This window comes from Neorhizobium sp. BETTINA12A (assembly GCF_023006485.1).
Lineage (GTDB): Bacteria > Pseudomonadota > Alphaproteobacteria > Rhizobiales > Rhizobiaceae > Neorhizobium.
Genome location: NZ_JALBGW010000133.1, coordinates 1 through 12,708 on the forward strand (window position 1 = coordinate 1; position 12,708 = coordinate 12,708).

16 protein-coding genes and 3 pseudogenes are annotated in these 12,708 nt (G+C 62.1%); 13 read left to right on the forward strand and 6 right to left on the reverse strand.

The annotated features are described in order from the left end of the window. A pseudogene (locus MOV61_RS22990) lies at positions 1-364 on the forward strand (cysteine--tRNA ligase); the annotation flags it as partial. A 37-nt stretch (positions 365-401) separates the two neighbouring features. Next, positions 402-794, forward strand: coding sequence for a VOC family protein (locus tag MOV61_RS22995; protein ID WP_247138238.1), 393 nt, complete (start codon positions 402-404; stop codon positions 792-794). Positions 795-833: 39 nt separating this feature from the next. On the opposite strand, the pseudogene MOV61_RS30615 reads toward MOV61_RS22995, so the two are convergent. Then, a pseudogene (locus tag MOV61_RS30615) lies at positions 834-1,123 on the reverse strand (hypothetical protein); the annotation flags it as partial. 25 nt (positions 1,124-1,148) lie between these two features. Between MOV61_RS30615 and MOV61_RS23000 the strand changes: the two are divergent. The 8 genes from MOV61_RS23000 to MOV61_RS23035 all read left to right on the forward strand — a co-directional run bounded on the left by MOV61_RS23000 (position 1,149) and on the right by MOV61_RS23035 (position 7,433). After that, positions 1,149-1,517, forward strand: a complete 369-nt coding sequence (locus MOV61_RS23000; RefSeq protein WP_247031960.1) for an endonuclease domain-containing protein — start codon at positions 1,149-1,151, stop codon at positions 1,515-1,517. Further along, on the forward strand, positions 1,514-2,011 hold the full coding sequence (locus MOV61_RS23005) for a GFA family protein (protein ID WP_247138239.1): 498 nt from the start codon (positions 1,514-1,516) through the stop codon (positions 2,009-2,011). The genes MOV61_RS23000 and MOV61_RS23005 overlap by 4 nt, the downstream gene beginning before the upstream one ends. Next, a complete protein-coding gene (locus MOV61_RS23010) occupies positions 2,008-2,520 on the forward strand; it encodes a GFA family protein (protein ID WP_247138240.1) in 513 nt (170 codons plus the stop codon). Before MOV61_RS23005 ends, MOV61_RS23010 begins: the two co-directional genes overlap by 4 nt. Beyond that, a complete protein-coding gene (locus MOV61_RS23015; RefSeq protein WP_038541609.1) occupies positions 2,517-2,993 on the forward strand; it encodes a GFA family protein in 477 nt (158 codons plus the stop codon). The genes MOV61_RS23010 and MOV61_RS23015 overlap by 4 nt, the downstream gene beginning before the upstream one ends. Next, positions 2,990-3,949, forward strand: a complete 960-nt coding sequence (gene pip / locus MOV61_RS23020) for a prolyl aminopeptidase (RefSeq protein ID WP_247138241.1) — start codon at positions 2,990-2,992, stop codon at positions 3,947-3,949. The genes MOV61_RS23015 and pip overlap by 4 nt, the downstream gene beginning before the upstream one ends. Before the next feature lie 214 nt (positions 3,950-4,163). Continuing rightward, positions 4,164-5,780, forward strand: a complete 1,617-nt coding sequence (gene cimA, locus MOV61_RS23025) for a citramalate synthase (protein WP_038541603.1) — start codon at positions 4,164-4,166, stop codon at positions 5,778-5,780. Positions 5,781-6,026: 246 nt separating this feature from the next. After that, on the forward strand, positions 6,027-7,049 hold the full coding sequence (rsgA, locus tag MOV61_RS23030) for a ribosome small subunit-dependent GTPase A (protein ID WP_247138242.1): 1,023 nt from the start codon (positions 6,027-6,029) through the stop codon (positions 7,047-7,049). A gap of 225 nt (positions 7,050-7,274) precedes the next feature. After that, on the forward strand, positions 7,275-7,433 hold the full coding sequence (locus MOV61_RS23035) for a hypothetical protein (RefSeq protein ID WP_172729950.1): 159 nt from the start codon (positions 7,275-7,277) through the stop codon (positions 7,431-7,433). A 56-nt stretch (positions 7,434-7,489) separates the two neighbouring features. On the opposite strand, the gene MOV61_RS23040 is transcribed toward MOV61_RS23035, so the two are convergent. The 4 genes from MOV61_RS23040 to MOV61_RS23055 all read right to left on the reverse strand — a co-directional run bounded on the left by MOV61_RS23040 (position 7,490) and on the right by MOV61_RS23055 (position 10,240). Further along, the gene (locus tag MOV61_RS23040) at positions 7,490-8,200 is read right to left on the reverse strand and encodes a pentapeptide repeat-containing protein (protein WP_247138243.1); all 711 of its coding nucleotides are present in this window, start codon (positions 8,198-8,200) and stop codon (positions 7,490-7,492) included. Between the two features lie 75 nt (positions 8,201-8,275). Next, positions 8,276-8,560 carry a YciI family protein gene (locus MOV61_RS23045; protein ID WP_038541598.1) on the reverse strand — a complete coding sequence of 95 codons (285 nt, stop codon included), beginning with the start codon at positions 8,558-8,560 and terminating at the stop codon, positions 8,276-8,278. A 12-nt stretch (positions 8,561-8,572) separates the two neighbouring features. Then, complete coding sequence (locus MOV61_RS23050) at positions 8,573-9,172, reverse strand: TetR/AcrR family transcriptional regulator (RefSeq protein WP_247138248.1); 600 nt, start codon at positions 9,170-9,172, stop codon at positions 8,573-8,575. 195 nt (positions 9,173-9,367) lie between these two features. Continuing rightward, positions 9,368-10,240: a protein-L-isoaspartate O-methyltransferase gene (locus MOV61_RS23055; protein WP_247138244.1), complete on the reverse strand. Its 873-nt coding sequence runs from the start codon at positions 10,238-10,240 to the stop codon at positions 9,368-9,370. Between the two features lie 152 nt (positions 10,241-10,392). On the opposite strand from MOV61_RS23055, the gene rarD reads away from it, so the two are divergent. Beyond that, positions 10,393-11,307, forward strand: a complete 915-nt coding sequence (rarD, locus tag MOV61_RS23060) for an EamA family transporter RarD (RefSeq protein ID WP_247138245.1) — start codon at positions 10,393-10,395, stop codon at positions 11,305-11,307. 20 nt (positions 11,308-11,327) lie between these two features. Continuing rightward, positions 11,328-11,657 carry a DHCW motif cupin fold protein gene (locus MOV61_RS23065; protein WP_247138246.1) on the forward strand — a complete coding sequence of 110 codons (330 nt, stop codon included), beginning with the start codon at positions 11,328-11,330 and terminating at the stop codon, positions 11,655-11,657. A 17-nt stretch (positions 11,658-11,674) separates the two neighbouring features. Here MOV61_RS23065 and MOV61_RS23070 read toward each other — a convergent pair whose 3' ends face one another. Further along, complete coding sequence (locus tag MOV61_RS23070) at positions 11,675-12,292, reverse strand: TIGR00730 family Rossman fold protein (RefSeq protein ID WP_247138247.1); 618 nt, start codon at positions 12,290-12,292, stop codon at positions 11,675-11,677. Positions 12,293-12,449: 157 nt separating this feature from the next. Between MOV61_RS23070 and MOV61_RS23075 the strand changes: the two are divergent. Continuing rightward, a pseudogene (locus MOV61_RS23075) lies at positions 12,450-12,708 on the forward strand (peptidoglycan-binding protein LysM); the annotation flags it as partial.

Genomic DNA, 12,708 nt, shown 5'->3' on the forward strand with positions numbered 1-12,708 from the left:
AGCCTCCGGTGCCGCCCCTTGCGATGCGGTGGTGAACGCGCTTGCCGACGACCTCAACACGGTCGCAGCCGTGCAGGCACTGCACGCGTTGGCACAGGAGGCCCACGGCGATCCGGACGCGCTTGCGGCGTATGCCGCCAGTGCCGCTTTTCTCGGCGTGCTGCCTGAAAAAACCGAGGTCGACGAGGCGCTGGCATCCGCCGTCGACGCGCTGGTCGCCCTGCGGCTCGAAATGCTGAAGGCGAAAAATTTCGCCGAGGCCGACAGGATCCGCAACGAACTGTCGGACAAGGGCATCCAGCTGAAGGACGGCAAGGACCCGGCAACGGGCGAGAGGGTGACGACCTGGGAGGTGAAGCGGTAAGCTTCACCTCCTGGAACAACGCGCGAGGAGCAAGGCGATGATCGATCACATGGGCATCAAGGTCGCGGATTTCGACCGGGCCAAGGCATTCTACGATGCAGCGTTCGCGCCGCTCGGCGCCTCGCTGCTCTACATGGTTCCGGCTGAATATACGGGCGGCGTCAAGGTCGGCGGCTACGGACGCGAGCGGCCGATCTACTGGCTGCACGAGGACAAACCAGTCCCCGGCCATTCCCAGCACGTTGCGTTTACCGCCAGCAGCCGGGCCGAGGTGGACTCCTTCTATGCCGCGGCGATATCAGCCGGCGGCAGTGACAACGGCCCGCCCGGCCTGCGCGTGCATTACCACCCGAACTACTACGGCGCCTTCGTGTTTGACCCCGACGGCAACAATATCGAGGCGGTGTGTCACGCACCGGAAGGCGTGTGATGGTGCTGGAGCTCAGGCAATAGGATGGCGATGCGGGCGCGGCATACCCCCCTCTGCCCTGCCGGGCATCTCCCCCACAAGGGGGGAGATCGGCTGGGCGCGCCCGCTTGCCCGGACATTGATCGCCTTCTTCGCCGCGCTCACGCCCTGAGATCCCCACACACTAACTCTCAGCAGCCTTTCAACCTTCGGAATTTGAAAACTCGGCTTGCCTTGCGAGAACACCTATCCCAGATTGCGACATCCAATGTAGGCGAGTGTGTTCGCCACACTCCGATCTCCCCCCTTGTGGGGGAGATGCCCGGCAGGGCAGAGGGGGGTAACCACGCGCTCCGCGCCGATAAGGAGCATGATATGCCGCATGCCCCCATCCCGCCGCAGCGCCGCGCCAATGCCCGGCGCATGCGCAAGGCGCTGACCGATGCCGAACTGAAGCTCTGGAACGAATTGCGCGCCCACCGCCTGATGGGTCTGAGCTTTCGACGCCAACTGCCGATTGCGGGTTACATCGTGGATTTCGCCTGCCCGACGCACCACCTCATCGTTGAGGTCGATGGCTCGCAGCACGGCAACGACGAGGATCTTCGGTATGACGCAGCGCGAACCCAGCGCCTGGAACAGGATGGCTGGACAGTGCTGCGCTTCTGGAACGACGACGTTCTCAAAGACATCGACAATGTTTGTCTCCATATCGTGAAAATCGTCGGGGAGGACAGTCAATGACCCAGATCCACACCGGCGGCTGCCAGTGCGGCGCTGTGAGATACCGGGCGGAAGGGGAGCTCGGGTTTCCGCATCTGTGCCATTGCCGCATGTGCCAGAAGGCGGCGGGCAATTATTTCATGCCGCTCGCGGGGGTGATGTACGAAAATTTCAAGCTGACACGCGGCGAGCCGGCCTGGTTTCAGTCGTCGGAAACGGTACGGCGCGGCTTCTGCGAAAAATGCGGCACGCCGCTCTTTTATGACGGGTCGAGCGATCATATCAGCATCACGCTCGGTTCCCTCGACGATCCGCAATCGGTGAAGCCGGAGATGCAGACCAATCTTGCCCACAAGATGCCCTGGTTCGGGACCCTCGACAGCCTGTATCACGATGTAAAGATGGACATGACGCCGCAGGAGGAAAAGACGATCTCGGCGAGCAGCAACCAGCACCCCGACCACGATACCGAGGTCTGGCCGCGCGGGGGTGGGCATGCGGAGGGCCGGTCATGAGCGATGTCGTTCGGACCGGCGGCTGCCAGTGCGGCGCAATCCGCTTCCGGCTGGTGGGCGATGCGCCGGATGCCTCGATCTGCCATTGCCGCATGTGCCAGAAGGCGTTCGGCGCCTATTACGCGCCGTTGGTGGCGGCCAGCGAGGCGGAGCTGACCTGGACGCGCGGCCAGCTCAAATATTTCCACTCGTCGAACCATGTGCGGCGCGGGTTTTGCGAAAACTGCGGTACGCCGATGACCTATGAGGCGGCCGACGGCATCGCTATTTCCGCCGGCAGTTTCGACGAGCCGGGCCAGCTTCCTCCGGTCGTGCAGTTCGGCGTGGAAGGCAAGATCGGCTTTGTCGACCGACTGCATGAACTTCCCGAGCGGGATACGATGGACGACGTCGCCTCGGCGCCGTTCCTCGACGACATCGTCTCCTACCAGCATCCCGATCACGACACCGAAACATGGCCGCCCGAAACCGCTCCCCCCGAAATCGCTCCCAAGGAGGACAGACAGTGACCGAAACTTTGAGAACAGGCGGTTGCCAGTGCGGCGCCGTGCGCTTCCGCATCCACGGCGAGCTCGGCCGCGCCTCGATCTGCCATTGCCGCATGTGCCAGAAAGCCTTCGGCGGGTTTTTCGGGCCGTTGGTGACCGCGCCGAAGGACGGCATCGAATGGACCCGCGGCGAGCCGAAATATTTCCAGTCATCGGTGAATATCGACCGCGGCTTCTGCGAGAATTGCGGCACGCCGCTCACCTACCGTTACCCCGGCGGGCTGGAACTGGCGATCGGCGCCTTCGATGACCGCGGCGACCTCGCCCCGAAGATCCAGGTGAACTATGCCTCGCATATACCGTGGGTGACGACGATCTTCGACCAGCCGGTGCGCGACAGCGGCGAGGACGCCGTCAAGCAGGAGCAGATCATTTCCTTCCAGCATCCCGATCACGATACCGAAAACTGGCCGGCAAAGGGTCTGCATCTATGACTGAAGTTCTGCGCACGCTCTATCCCGAGATCGAACCCTACGCGACAGGGCAACTGGATGTCGGCGACGGCCATGTGACCTATTGGGAGCGGGTCGGCAAGCCGGGCGCCAAGCCGGCCGTCTTCCTGCATGGCGGCCCGGGCGGCGGCTGCAATCCGAACCAGCGGCGGCTCTTCAACCCCGACCTCTACGACGTGCTGCTGTTCGACCAGCGCGGCTGTGGTCGTTCCACGCCGCATGCAAGTCTGGACGCCAATACCACCTGGCATCTGGTCGCCGATATCGAGCGGCTGCGCCAAATGGTCGGCGTCGACAAATGGCAGGTGTTCGGAGGCTCCTGGGGCTCGACGCTGGCGCTTGCCTATGCTGAAACTCATCCCGAGCGGGTCACCGAACTTCTGGTGCGCGGCATCTATACGCTGACCAGGCCGGAACTCGACTGGTACTACCAGTTCGGCGTATCGGAAATGTTCCCGGACAAGTGGGAGGCCTTCGTCGCCCCCATTCCGGAAAACGAGCGCCACGAGATGATGGCCGCCTACCACCGCCGCCTCACCGGCACCGACAAGGCCGAGCAGATCCGCTGCGCCAAGGCCTGGAGCGTCTGGGAGGGCTCGACCATCACGCTTCTGCCGAGCCCCGAACTGACGTCGGACCATGACGACGATCATTTTGCGCTGGCCTTCTCGCGCATCGAGAACCACTTCTTCATGAATGCCGGCTGGCTGGAAGACGGGCAGCTTCTGCGCGACGCTACGAAGCTCAAGGGCATTCCGGGCGTCATCGTGCACGGCCGCTACGATATGCCTTGCCCGCTGAAATATGCCTGGCAGCTTTCGAAAGTCTGGACGGACGCGGATTTCCACATCATCGAAGGTGCGGGGCATGCGGTCTCGGAACCCGGCATTACCGACCAGCTGATCCGCGCGACGGACCGGTTTGCGGGGAAGGTTTGACCGTGGAATTCGTGGCTACCCCCCTCTGGCCTGCCGGCCATCTCCCCCTCAAGGGGGGAGATCGGATGGGCGCACCGGTTCCCCCTCCCGATGACCGTCGATGGAAGGCGGGACGTGGCCACGCATCGATCTCCCCCCTTGAGGGGGAGATGCCCGGCAGGGCAGAGGGGGGTGATGCCGCCAACAGCATAATCTTGCTCCAGGAGGAGCACCCATGACACGCGAACGCATCTATCTCTTCGACACAACGCTGCGCGACGGGCAACAGACCCCCGGCGTCGATTTTTCCGTCGAGGACAAGATCGCCATTTCCAACCTGCTGGACGAGTTCGGCATCGATTATGTCGAGGGTGGTTATCCCGGCGCCAACCCGACCGATACCGCTTTTTTCTCGGAGAAACGCACGGCGAAGTCGAAATTCGTCGCCTTCGGTATGACCAAGCGGGCCGGCATTTCCGCCTCGAACGATCCGGGGCTGGCCGTCTTGCTGCAGGCGAAAAGCGACGCCACCTGTTTCGTCGCCAAAAGCTGGGATTATCACGTGCGCGTGGCGCTCGGCTGTTCGAACGAGGAAAACCTCGAGGCGATCCGCGACAGCGTCGAGGCCGCCCGCGGCGCTGCCAAGGAAGCGCTGGTCGATTGCGAACATTTCTTCGATGGCTACAAGGCCAATCCGGAATATGCCCTTGCCTGCGCCAGGACGGCTTATGAAGCCGGTGCGCGCTGGGTGGTGCTCTGCGACACCAATGGCGGCACCCAGCCGGGCGAGATCCGCGCCATCGTCGAGGCGGTGATCGCGTCGGGCATTCCCGGCACCTCGCTCGGCATCCACGCCCATGACGATACCGGCCAGGCGGTGGCCAATTCGCTCGCCGCAATCGAGGCGGGCTGTCGGCAGATCCAGGGGACGCTGAACGGCATCGGCGAGCGCTGCGGCAATGCTAATCTGGTGACGATCATCGCGACGCTTGCCCTGAAGGACGCTTACGCCACACGGTTCGAGACGGCGATCGATGCCGAGCGGTTGACCGGCCTCACCCGCCTCAGCCACGCCTTCGACGAGCTCTTGAACCGCTCACCGAACCACCAGGCCCCCTATGTCGGCGCTTCTGCCTTCGCCACCAAGGCCGGCATCCATGCCTCGGCGCTGCTGAAAGATCCACGCACCTACGAACACGTGACGCCGGAAAGCGTCGGCAACCTGCGCAAGGTCATGGTCTCCGACCAGGGCGGCAAGTCGAACTTCATCAACGCGCTGAAGCGCCGCGGCATCGAGGTCGGCAAGGACGATCCGAAGCTCGACCAACTGATCTCGATCGTCAAGGAACGCGAGGCGACCGGTTATGCCTATGAGGGCGCCGATGCGAGTTTCGAACTGCTCGCCCGCCGCACGCTCGGCACCATTCCGGAATTCTTCTCGGTCGAAGGTTTTCGAGTGATGGTCGAGCGCCGGTTCGACTCGCATGGCAAGATCAAGATCGTCTCCGAAGCGGTGGTGAAACTCGTCGTCGACGGCCAGACGCTGATGTCGGTCGCCGAAGGCGACGGCCCGGTCAACGCGCTCGACCGGGCGCTGCGCAAGGATTTCGGCAAATACCAGCACGAGATCGATGACCTGGTGCTCGCGGACTTCAAGGTGCGTATCCTCAACGGCGGCACCGAGGCGATCACCCGGGTGCTGATCGAATCCACCGACGGCGACGGCGTGCGCTGGTGGACGGTCGGCGTCTCGGAAAACATCATCGACGCCTCGTTCCAGGCGCTGATGGATTCAGTCATCTACAAGCTGATGAAGAACCGGCATCTGGCAGGCAAGATCGCGGCGGAGTGAGGTTGAAGAACACAAACGCCGGATCGCGTCCCGTCGGGCCTCATATGCAATGCGATGCCGATCGCTTCCTCGACTTCGGCGGTAGGCTGGGTTAATGCTCTGGCTCGATGACGAACGGACGGCAGTCCGGGCTCAGCCAAGAGCCGACACTTTCGCAACATATCTGCGGACCCTCTCCGGAGGCACTCGCGCTCACTCTTCGGAAAGCTCACCCATGACGGCGTCCCCGAATTTTCGTACCGAACCTTGACCGGCTCCAACCCGCCCTCATCGCTTGAACTGCTCGGCTGGTCCGATTTCTTTGCGGCTCAGGTCGAGCCGGACGAGACCGAACTCCTGGTCCGGCGCATTGCCTCTGTTCATCGGGCACGCATCGACGCGATCGGTGTCAGCGGACCGGTCGGGATCGAACTTCCGCCCAATAGCAATACCGCGGAGTTTGCGGTCGGCGACTGGGTTCTTGCCGACCCGCTGACGGGCATGCTCGTGCGCCGTCTCGACCGGAAAACCGTGTTTCAACGGCGCGCGGAAGGCGGGCATGGCCAGCAGCTTGCCGCAGCCAATGTCGATACGCTGTTTATCGTCACCTCGTGCAATGCCGATTTCAACCCCGGACGGCTGGAACGCTACCTGATCATGGCCAACCAGGCCGGGACCAACCCGGTGATCGTGCTGACCAAAGCCGATACCGTCGAAGATGCCGGCCCGTTCGAGCAACAGGCCAGGGCGCTGCAGCGCGACCTGCCGGTGGTCGTCCTCAATGCGCGCACTGCGGATGCCGTTGCCTTGCTGGAGCCCTGGTGCGGCGTAGGGCAGACGGTGGCACTGGTGGGCTCCTCCGGCGTCGGCAAGTCGACGCTGGTCAACACGCTCGCCGGGCATGCGTCCGACACGATGCAGAAGACCGGTAGCATTCGCGAACGTGATGCAAAGGGTCGTCACACCACCACGGCACGGTCGCTGCACGCGATTGCCGGTGGCGGCTGGGTGATCGATACGCCGGGTATTCGGACGCTTTATGTCAGCGACGTTACCGACGGCATCGATACGCTGTTTGCCGAGATCACCGATCTGGCACCGAATTGCCGGTTTCGCGATTGCACCCACGCCCACGAACCGGGCTGCGCGGTGCAGGCAGCCGTTGCCAAAGGCGAACTTTCCGCCGATCGCCTGGAACGCTGGCGCAGCCTGCTTGCGGAAAACCGGGACAGAACACCGGTGCTGAGCGGGCCAAAGGGCAACAAGATCGTCCGCAAGAAGAAATACTGAAGGTTTCGCGCGAAAACCGTCCCTGCAGGAGTTGGCAGCCGGCACCGAATCCTGTGGCCCGATCCGGGCCATTGTGTTTCAGGGGCTTTCGTACCATATAGACGGTACATTGAGGCAGCCGCTCGCGGTAATGACGCAGCAGCGCCTGGCAACCAACCCCCTCACCGTTTCATTAATCCAAAGAGGCTTCGGCATCCTGCCGGAGCATCGAGATCGGAGACGTTCATGTCTGATAAAAAAGCAAACACCGCGGACCAGCCTTACCAGCCTATCCCCTTCGCCAAGAAACATCGCATTTCGGTTGAAGATGCGAAGGCGATCATCGAAAAGCACGGCGCAGACCGGAAGTCGGCCGACAAGGAAGCACGGCGCGTAGCCGTCTAGTCCTTCTCGCCTGCAAGACGACTGGAAGAACCGGAGACTGAGGATGCCGCACCCGGCTATTGAACCTTCAGTCCCAGTTCCGCCAGGATATCTCCGGCCTGCTGCCGCGAGATCGTCGCTCCCTTGAACTTCCTGGCGTCGATCAGCTTCAGGCCGCCGAGGTCCGCGCCGCGCAGATCGGCCCCTTCGAACCTGGCATCGACGAGCCCCGTGTCACGCAGGCTGCAGCCGTCGAACACGACGTCGCGAAAATCGCATTTCGACAGATCGGCCATGCCGAAATCGACCCGCTCTATCCGGGACTTCCGGAACGACAGTGCGGGGAGCCTTGCCTGCGCCAGGATGGTTTCCTTGAACGACAGGCCGAGCGAGGCGATCCGCGTCAGGTTGGCACCGGTCAGCTTGCAGCCGACGAACCGGGTGTCGTTCATTTTGGCTTCCAAAAAAGCGGCGTTGTTGAAGTCGCAATTCCGGAATTCCACCTCCGCGAGGTTCGCGCCTGAAAAATTGGCGAACGGTCCCCGGCATCCCTCGAATTTTGCCCCTTCGAGGTCAGCGGCCCGCAGATTGACGGTGGTCATCCTGCAGTTTCTGAATTCCCAGCGCTGGAGATCCAGGCCCGACAGGTCCGCTTCCTCCAGAATGCAGCCGTTCAGGATCACCGGACCTCCGGCGGCCGTAAAGCCAAGCGCCTCCACGCGTCCGATCCGCTGTTCGGAAACCTCGATCGGGCTCTGCTCCGACATCACCTTCGCCTCCGCCGACATCCGTTCGCCTGATTGATCAGAGATTCGGGTTGGAGACAATCGGCCGCGCATCCGAGATGATGGCGCCCCTGGTGTCTAGGCCTTCAGGAATGCAAGCCGGTCATCGACACGGCCAGGTACGATTTCCTGAATGTCAGCGCTGACAACGCCTTCGGCAACGAAAGGATCGTCCGTCACACGCATTTCGAGGTCGGCCCGTGTGGTATTGTGGACCAACACGGATCCGCCTGCATTCGGTTGGAGGCTGCCGACCAGCAGAAAAACACCGTCATCAAAGCCTTTTCTGATCCAGGCATTGTGCCCTTCCATGAATTGCGGAGCCCTTGCCTTGTCGGCGAACTTCAGGGTGACGATGAACATGCCGGTTTTCCTTCAGACGGTTCGTGATGAAACGGATTGGGTAGCGAGCGGCCGCTCCGAGATATGCGCCTCCAACCACGTCTGCATGGCGTCCACTTCGCGGCGGATGAAGGTTTCGTCGCGGAACGCCGTAGCGAGCGCCGATACACCTTGGCTTCGCATCAGGAGATGTAGGGAGAGCGCGTCGGCATCGGTTTCCCGACCCAGAGCGCAGAACTGGCGAGCGAGCCACTCGCGGAACAGGGTGAAAAGTGCGGCGGCGTCGGTTTTGGCGACATGATCGAGCTTGGCGAGTTCGTTGCAGAGCGATCCGACCGGGCAGCCATACGCCATGATCTTCGTTCGGTTGACGATGAGGATATTGATAAAGCTTCGGATTCTGTCGGCAGCTGTCCCGCCTTCAGCCTCCCATGCCTCCAGCATTCTCTGCGTGTTGGCGATACGAAGGGCGATCACCGCGTTGAGAATTTCGTCCTTCGTCTTGAAGTGGTAGTAAAAATTGCCGCGCGACAGGCCCACGCATTCGGCGATATCGGCAAACGACGTTACGTCGTACCCGCGCTCGTAGAAGAGCCGATCAGCGGCGTCTACGATCTGATTGCGTGTGTCCATACCCTTCAACGTGGCAACCCTGTTTGCTGTTGCCCGGGTGCAAAGCGATGGCTTCACGGATTAGGGCAATTGTCCTAATCCTCTTGTAGGACAGTCGACCTAAAATGATCAAGTCCCTGAGCCGGAGATTTTCAATCCATTGCTATGTTCGTTTCGGGCACCCTAGGACCAAGAACTTTGGCGCGGCTGACGCCCTCACACCTCCTCGAAACTCAGCCCCCAATCTTCCTCGCCGTACCACTCGCCCTCCCGGGGCGGCTCCCGCCAGCGCAGGCTGCGGACCTGATAACCGCGGCGGGAACGGAAGGCTTCGGCCAGTCCCTGGTGGCGGCCCGGCGGCACCGGTTGCTGGCCCTCGGCCCAGACGAAGGAAACCGGCTGCAGGAATTTGGCTCCGAAACCTTTTGCGCGGTGGTCGATCAACAGAAAACCCGCGCGGCCGGTAAAGCCGCTCCGCCGGCCGTTGTCGATCGCCGGGAAGCCGAGCGGGAAGAGCGTGCGCCCCGAGACCGCCAGATTATCGATCCAGGCGGCCGGCGGGTGGTCGAGCGCGAAATTGGCGTAGATCACGTCCGCATCCTCCTTCGGCCATTCTGTCGCATCGCCGCGGACGAGTTCGACATTCGCGTAACCCGCCAGGTTCTGCCGCGCCTTGTCCGCGAGGGCTTCGTCGTATTCGACGGCGACCACCCGGCCCGACGGCCCCACCAGCTCGGCAATGATCGCCGTGTAATATCCGGTCCCGGCGCCGAGATGAGCGACGGTCTCGCCGTCGCGGATGCCGAGCGCGTGAAGGGCCCCGGCATGCAGCGACGGCATGCCGTTGTTGACGCCGCGCGCCGTGTCCAGGCCGACCAGCAGATCCTGGTAGAGAACCAACGGATCAGTCGAGGCGAGTTCGCGGTAATTGCGAAAGTCGTTGTAGACCCAGGGCGGCGGGCCGACGAATTGTTCGCGCGGCACCTTGGCGAAGGCGGCGAGGAGCCGGGCGTCTGCACTCACGCCGGCCTTCGCCAGGATCTGACGGGCGTAGATCTGCCCGTGCAGCGGCGGGTTTTCGAAATCCATCCAATTCCTCCGTTCTGACAAGCGATCACTATCGCAAGCCAAGCCGACAGAATCGCGACAAACGATAGGTTCTTCAATGAAATGAATTGGTCCGGCTCAACCTATTCGTTTAAACGGGGGATAACCAGAACAAACATACCGGAAACACCCGCATGACCACCGACATCGCCCCGGCGACAATAGCGAAGAACGAGGATACCCCACGCGGTTTCGCCTTCGGGCTGACGGCCTATTTCCTCTGGGGCTTCCTGCCGTTCTATCTGAAGGCGGTTGCCCATATTCCTTCGCTCGAAGTGCTGGCGCACCGGGCCATCTGGTCGGTGCCTGTCGCTGGACTCGTTCTCCTCATCCTGCGTCGCACCGGCGATCTCAAGGTGGCGGTGCAGAACCCGCGCATGCTGGCCATGGCATGCCTGACCGCCCTGATCATCATGGCGAACTGGGGCATCTATGTATGGGCGGTCGCCGCCGGCCGGGCGCTCGATGCGGCGCTCGGTTATTTCATCAATCCGCTGTTCAGCATCTTTCTCGCAGCCGTCCTGCTGAAGGAAAGGCTGGCGCCGGTTCAGCTCGCCGCGATCGGCCTCGTGGTGGTGGCGGTGGCGATCCTCACCTATGACGCGGGCGGATTGCCGTGGGTTTCACTGGCGCTCACCGTCACCTGGGGGTTCTATGCGCTGTTCCGGAAAACCCTGCCGATCGGCCCGAACCAGGGTTTCTTCCTGGAAGTGCTGCTGATCAGCATTCCCTGCCTGCCCTATGTGATCTGGCTGGAATGGACCGGCCAGGGCCATCTCCTCAATTCGACCGGGTGGGACACGTTCATCCTGATGGCCGCCGGCATCATCACCGCCGCACCGCTGATGATCTATGCCAATGGCGCAAAACTCCTGAAGCTCTCGACCATCGGCATCATGCAATACATCGCGCCGACGATGATCTTCCTGATCGCGGTTTTCGCTTTCCACGAGCCGCTCAGCCTGGTGAAGCTCGGGGCCTTTGCGTTGATCTGGGTGGCGCTCGCCGTCTACACCTGGTCGATGCTGAAACAGACGCGCGGCCGATAATCCCTTTCCGGAGCATAAGAATGCAGATCAGCGACATTCCGTTCGGCACGACCGACTGGAGCACGGTGCCCAAGACCGAACACAAGGGCGACACCGGGCTCGCGACCTGGCAGACATGCCGTTTCGGGAAGATCCGGGTGCGGATGGTCGAATATTCGCCCGGCTATCTCGCCGACCACTGGTGCGTCAAAGGCCATGTCCTGCTCTGCCTCGAAGGCGAGTTAAGGACCGAACTCGCCGACGGCCGGGTCTTCGTGCTGAAGCCCGGCATGAGTTACCAGGTGGCTGACGATGCCGAGCCCCACCGCTCCTCGACAGCGGTCGGTGCAAAACTCTTCATCGTCGACTAGAGCTTAAGCACAGGCGCTCAAAGCCTTGAAATGACAGCCTCCTCGCCGCCGGACGGCGGGCGGTCCTCGCCCTGTTCGAGGATCGCCGGAACGATCTCCTCGACATTGGCGATGACAAGCGGCTGGACCAGATGCGCGCGGTGGATGAAACCCTGTTCGCGCATGTGGGTGATGAGGTCGAGCATCGGATCCCAGAAACCGCCGATATTGGCAAATGCCATCGGTTTCTGATGCCGTCCGAGCTGCGCCCACGTCATGATCTCGACAATCTCCTCCAGCGTGCCTATGCCGCCCGGCAGGGTCACGAAAGCGTCAGCGCGCTCGAACATCTTGTGCTTGCGCGCATGCATGTCCTCCGTCACAATCAGCTCGTCGAGCTGGCCGAGCGAATGGCGCGTGGCCTCCATGTCGACCAGGAATTGGGGAATGATGCCGGTGACCTGACCGCCGTTCGACAGAACGCCGGCTGCGACCGCACCCATGATACCCTTGGTGCCTCCGCCATAAACAAGCCGAAGCCCATGGGCGGCGATGGATTTTCCGAGCGCACGGCCGGCCTCGATATAGGCGGGATCGCGTCCCGGCTGCGAACCGCAGTAAACGCAGATGGATCGAATCGGCACAGTTTTCTCCATAAGGCATTTCAAGTGGAGGGCCAAAGCGAGCCCCGGTCGTCAAAATTGACGGGAAATGCCCGGAAGAGCAAGGGTTTATCGTGTGAAAAGCTTGTGAATGCGGGAGGAAAAGGTTAATCCGAATATGCGATGGCTATAGCTGTCGGGAGAGGCATTGATGATGAAAAACCGCGCCGGCTGGCTGGCTCTGATCGTATTGGCTATCGCATCGCTGCTGATGGTGTTCTTCGTGATGCCTGCGATAAACAAGGATTCAAAGCCGATCGGCGACGCGATCAATGCCGCAGGCAATGCCGTCAAGGACGCGGTGACGGAACCGCAGCAGACAGCCAAGGCGCCTGATGCCGCAAAGCCGGCAGCGCCGCAGACGGCCCAGCCCACAGCGGGTTCCCAGGCGACCTCAACCCAGACGCCCT